Source organism: Actinoplanes aureus, assembly GCF_015704865.1.
GTDB classification, from domain to species: domain Bacteria; phylum Actinomycetota; class Actinomycetes; order Mycobacteriales; family Micromonosporaceae; genus Actinoplanes; species Actinoplanes aureus.
This window is the reverse complement of record NZ_JADQTO010000075.1, coordinates 1-5,423: the sequence shown is the minus strand read 5'-3', so window position 1 is coordinate 5,423 and position 5,423 is coordinate 1. Positions and strand designations below refer to the sequence as shown.

Genomic DNA, 5,423 nt, shown 5'->3' with positions numbered 1-5,423 from the left:
CGACGCTTCGGCGACCCAGAGTTCACCGCGGCGATGGAGTACATGCAGCGCCCCGAGACCGAGATCTTCCCCAGAAGCTGAACCTCGACCGGCAAACCTGCCAACGGTGAGCCGGCCGACACCACCGTCGTCAGCACGAACAAAGTTGACTGGCAGAAACCTGTGGGGCTCGCAAAGTCGGTTCAGCTACGCTGCCCGCGCGTATTCGTTGATCAACCCGCCGACGACCGGGCGCCGCCGGACTTTGTCAGCGGTCAAGTCGGTGACGTGCGAACGGGGCTCGGGTGGCCGCTGGCCCAGCGAGCGATGCGGCCTGTGTACGTTGTAGTGCGCTGTGTAGCCAGCAAGGACGGCGGCCAGATGCCGCTCCCCGACGATCAGCATGCGGTCGGTGCACTCCCGCCGGACAGTGCCCACCCAGCGTTCCGCAAACGCGTTCGCGCGGGGCGCCCGCGGCGGCGTCCTGATCACCTTGATGCCGGCCGCGGTGAACACCGCGTCGAAGGCGGCCGTGAACTTCGCGTCCCGGTCGCGCAGCAGAAACCGCAACCCGTCAGCTCGCTGGTCGAGGTCGATCAGCAGGTTCCGCGCCTGCTGGGCGACCCACCCGCCGGTGGGGTGAGCCGTCACGCCGATGACGTGGACCCGGCGGGTGGCGATCTCGAGGAAGAACAGCACGTAGATGCGTCGGAGGAACACCGTATCGACGGTGAAGAAATCGCATGCCACGATGGTGTGCGCCTGGGCAGTCAGGAACTGCTGCCAGGTCGGACCAGCCCGTCGCGGTGCCGGGTCGACGCCCGCCTGGTGCAGGATCCTCCACACCGTGCTGGCGGCGACCTGGTACCCGAGGCCGACCAGCTCACCCTGGACCCGGCGATGCCCCCAGGTCGGGTTCTCCGCCGCCAAGCGCAGCACCAGTTCGCGGATCTGCCGATCGACGGGAGGCCGTCCGGGTCTGACGTGCGGGTAGGTCCAGTGCCGGGCGATCAGCTGGCGGTGCCAGCGCAGCAGCGTCGCCGGCGTGACAAAGAAAACCGGCCAGCACGCGCGGGGCAACAGCCGCGACAGGGCAGCCAGCACGACCCGGTCGGCGGGCTCGAGCATGGGACAAGCTACCTGCCGGCGCAGCACCGCGACCTGATGGCGCAAAACCAGAAGCTCGACGTCCTTCGCGCCGTCGTCGCGGGCGAGCTGGGTCAACATCTGCATCACCTGGCGCAACAACAGATACACCAACGACACGCTCATGACCCCGCACCCTGACAGCCATCGGGACGGTAACGCCGCACATACTCGCACGTCAGACACCGGATTGAGTTTGCGAGCCCCACAGGGTGGCAGCGGTCTGATGAGATCGGGCAGAGTGGATGCTGGCACGTGAGGGGGACACGGTGGCGCTTGCGGGTTGGGTGGAGTTCCTGCGGCGTTGGGTGGTGCGGCCGCCCGGCTCGGCCGTCGACCTGCGGCCGCTCTGGGCTGAGGCCCGGGGAACGGGGACGCCACGAGCCGAGCTCTGTGCGATCGCCCGGGAGACGGCGTGGCAGACGCTGGGGCTGCGGCCGTACGACGAGCAGCTCGTCGGGGCTCTGGCGCTGATCGACGGCCGGGTGGTGCAGATGGCGACCGGTGAGGGCAAGACCCTGACCGCCGCGATCGCTGCGGCTGAGCTCAGCAAGGGCGGGCCGGTTCACGTGCTGACCGTCAACGACTATCTGGCGCGGCGTGACGTGGAGTGGATGTGGCCGTTCTACGAGCGGCTCGGCGTCACCGTGGGCTGGGTGACCGAGGCCTCCACGCCGCAGGAGCGGCGGGTGGCGTATGGGCGTGACGTCACCTACGTCTCGGTCAACGAGGCCGGCTTCGACTTCCTCCGCGACGGGCTCTGCACCGACGCCGCGGACCGGGTGCAGCAGCCCCTGCACGCCGTCATCGTCGACGAGGCCGACTCGATACTGGTCGACGAGGCGCGTGTGCCGCTGGTGCTGGCCGGTTCCACCGGCGCGGGGGCTGATCTGGCGCCCGGGATCGCCGCGCTGGTCCGGGCGATGATCCGCGACGAGCACTACACGGTCGCCGACGAGAACCAGGCAGTGCATCTCACCCCGGCCGGCATCGCATTCGCCGAGCAGGGTCTCGGCGGTGTCCACCTCTACCAGCCGGAGAACCTGGATCTGCTGACCGCCGTCAATCTGGCGCTGTATGCGTCGGCGCTGCTCACCCGGGACGTCGACTACATCGTCCGGGACGGCCGGGTCGAACTCGTCGACGGCTTCCGTGGCCGGGTCGCCCGGCGCCGCCGCTGGCCCGACGGGCTACAGGCTGCGGTCGAGGCCAAGGAGGGGCTGACCGGCAGCGGCGGCGGCACTATTCTGGCCACGATCACCCTGCAGGCGCTGCTCGGGCAGTACCGGAGGGTGGCCGGGATGACCGGCACCGCCCTGCCGGTCGGGGAGCAGCTGCGCGAGTTCTACAGCCTGGAGATCGCCGTACTGCCGCCGCACCGGCCGTGCATCCGCCTGGATGCACCCGACCGCGTCCACGAGACCATCGGGCAGCGTGACGCCGCCGTCGTCGCGGAGGTCGCTCGGGCCCACGCGACCGGCCGGCCGGTACTCCTGGCGACGCCGAGTGTCGCCGACTCGGAGGCGCTCGGCGCCCGCCTGCGCGACGCGGGCATCCCGTGCACCGTCCTCAATGCCCGCAACGACGCCATGGAAGCCGCGATCGTCGCCGAGGCCGGGCTCCCCGGGGCCGTCACCGTCTCCACCCAGATGACCGGCCGCGGCGTCGACATCCGGCTCGGCGGCAGTGACCAGGCCGACCACGCGCGAGTCGCGGCGCTCGGCGGTCTCTACGTGATCGGGGTCGGCCGCCACGACAGCAGCCGCGTCGACGATCAGGTGCGCGGCCGGGCCGGGAGGCAGGGCGATCCGGGCGGCTCGGTGTTCTTCGTGAGCAAGGAGGACGAGCTGCTCCTACGGTACGGCCTACGCCCGGCCGCCGATGCCCAGCGCCTCGCCGAACAGGTCGATCTCGAGGTGCACCGCAACACCTGGCGCTACCACTACCTGCTCGAACAGCACCGGACCACGATCGCCGCCTATCGCGAGGAAATCCTTACCACCGACCGCGCGCTCGAGGTGATGGCCCGGTTCCACCCGGTCGACCCGCGGCTCGCGGCGGTGACCCGGCAGCTGTTGCTGTTCCACTTGGACCAGGCGTGGGCCGATCACCTGTCCGGCATGGCCGAACTCCGGGAAGGCATCCACCTGCGCTCGCTCGCCAACCTGGACCCTCTCGACGAGTTCCACCGGGCCGCGATCCCCCTTTTCCGGCAGCTGATCCCGGCGGCCGAGCAGCGTGCCGCCGACGCGTTCGCCGCTCTCGACCCGGCCGCGCCCGACCCGGTTCTCGACCGCCCGAGCGCCACGTGGACCTACGTCGTCGACGACACCCCGTTCGACGCCGGTCTCGAGCAGTTCTTCTCCGGCGTCCGTAACCTGCTCCGCTCCGGCTGGTCGTCCACGGTGGGCCGCTGAACCTCCGGCCTGCCGCGCGACGGCCCAACGTCTGGACCAAGACCGCCGACCAGATCCTCGAATCCATCGCCCGCTACTGCCAACGAGTCAACGACTCAGGACACTACGCGGACCTTCTTGGCGAGGGGGTCTTGAGCCAGTTCTTCTGAGCAACGATGCGCCACGGGCCTTGAACAGCTCACTTATCCCGCCGACAACGCTCACCGGGGGTTCCAAACCCCGGGTCCTCTCTCGACCTGTCAGGCAGGGGCGAGCGTTCAACGGAATAGGGGCAGGGACGGACGTGACGCCGGCGAGGCGAGGCGAAAGGTCAACAGGCAGACAGGCGAAGCGGACTATCAGCCGCCTCGACGGTATATGCCATGGGTGCTGCTGGAGACGGCGATGGGCTTGGTGGCGGGTCGAACGAGATGGTGAACACCGCCGTTGCGCCGGCGACGTCTTTGACCAGACATGACACGCCGCGCTGGAAAGCGAGCGACGGTGCTACCTCCGGGGGTATGGCCGGCGAAGCATTGCGCCAGCCGTCTTTCATCAGCTCGCCCCAGTAGAAGGCGCGGATGTCGGGTTCCGCCAGCGTGCTGTGGTAGCGCTGACCGGCGTAGGGAGGAATCGCGTCCCCGGAGTGGTCCACTCCGCAGCCCGAGTAGGCGTCGGCGGCTGTCGTGGAGGAAGGGCGCGCCTGCAGGATGGGAAGCTGTGCCAGGACCTTCACCCGCTGTTCTTCGTGGTCGGGACAGCGCTCGTGTCCGGGTTCGCCGCACGCGGCGAGCAGGCAAGCGGCGAGCGGGGCGACTATCGTGAATGCGCCGATGGTGCCCAGCGACCGGGGGATCATGACCGCAGTATCGATCATGGCACGGCGCCGAGGGTCCCTAGGGCAGCTGTGCAGCAGACCCGTCCGGTGACCGCGTGTGAAAGAGTCGGCTCAGAGGCGCGAAGCCAGTTGGACCAAGAGGCCACACGCACGGCCACCAGAACACAGCCCAGCACGGTCAGGCTGCGACAGCGATCCTCACAGTCAGCCCAGGATCGCTCGGATGACCGCGGTGTTCCCGTCCAGTTCCAGCAGGTGTACGACGTATCCTCCCGGGTCTGGCTTGGCTGCGGATTGGTCGCATCCGACTCGTCCGCCGCCGTCGGCGTGTACCGCCACAGTGCACCCGGGCCCTGCCATGAAGCCGCCACCGCCGCCCAAGCCATTGGCCTTGGTCAGTCGCACACTGACACCGCCATTCTCCATGGAGGCCGACACCTTCCACCTGGCGAGTGGGAATTCGACCGAATCGGAGAAGGACACCTTGCAGTCGCCGTCGACGCACTTCGTGTACTTGGTGCCGCCCCCGCCCGGCGCCGCCGTCTTCTGTGTCGCTTTGGGCTTCCGGGTCGCTTTGGGCTTCCGTGACTCGTCCACGGTGGGAGAGGGAGATGCGGAAGGTTCGGCGTCGCGGGGACTTGGGAGGAGAGCAGTGCGGGAGGCGGTCGCGGCGGCGGCGGTATCAGGGCTCGACGGTAGGGCATCGGAGGACGATTCCGCCTTGGAGTCGCAGCCGGCTACGGCCAGAACCAGCAGTAGCGCCCCGATCGCTGTGCGTTTTGGGGAGAAAAGTCGGCAATGCTGCATGCGCGGAGTCTAGCGGCCCGACTTTTGCTGGAGCCCTGGGTGCATAGCCGTCCATCCATCACGCGATCGTGCCGAGATGAGTGCGTCATTAGTCCTGACCACGATACGTGCCGGATTCACTCTAGACACTTTTTGGGGTCAGGGTCCGGCTGAGGTTGGTGGGGATAGACCGGTTCCGGTGAGGTAGCCGTCGATCAGTCCGTGGCGGTATTGCATGCGTTTGAGGCGGTTCTTCACGGCGGTGGTCAGGTCGGTGG

3 protein-coding genes are annotated in these 5,423 nt (G+C 68.6%); 1 reads left to right on the top strand and 2 read right to left on the bottom strand.

Annotation, left to right across the window (positions count from 1 at the left end):
- Nucleotides 1-186 precede the first annotated feature (186 nt).
- Complete coding sequence (locus I4J89_RS48885; RefSeq protein WP_309238810.1) at nucleotides 187-1,311, bottom strand: integrase core domain-containing protein; 1,125 nt, start codon at nucleotides 1,309-1,311, stop codon at nucleotides 187-189.
- 59 nt (nucleotides 1,312-1,370) lie between these two features.
- Between I4J89_RS48885 and secA2 the strand changes: the two genes are divergently transcribed.
- Nucleotides 1,371-3,542 carry an accessory Sec system translocase SecA2 gene (gene secA2 / locus I4J89_RS48880; RefSeq protein WP_196421072.1) on the top strand — a complete coding sequence of 724 codons (2,172 nt, stop codon included), beginning with the start codon at nucleotides 1,371-1,373 and terminating at the stop codon, nucleotides 3,540-3,542.
- A 310-nt stretch (nucleotides 3,543-3,852) separates the two neighbouring features.
- Here secA2 and I4J89_RS48875 read toward each other — a convergent pair whose 3' ends face one another.
- A complete protein-coding gene (locus tag I4J89_RS48875; protein ID WP_196421071.1) occupies nucleotides 3,853-4,380 on the bottom strand; it encodes a hypothetical protein in 528 nt (175 codons plus the stop codon).
- Nucleotides 4,381-5,423: the final 1,043 nt, after the last annotated feature.

Excerpts from the sequence above, each read along its gene's own strand:
- secA2 (WP_196421072.1), top strand. The coding sequence starts at position 1,371 with ATGCTGGCACGTGAGGGGGACACGGTGGCGCTTGCGGGTTGGGTGGAG.
- I4J89_RS48875 (WP_196421071.1), bottom strand. The coding sequence starts at position 4,380 with ATGATCCCCCGGTCGCTGGGCACCATCGGCGCATTCACGATAGTCGCC.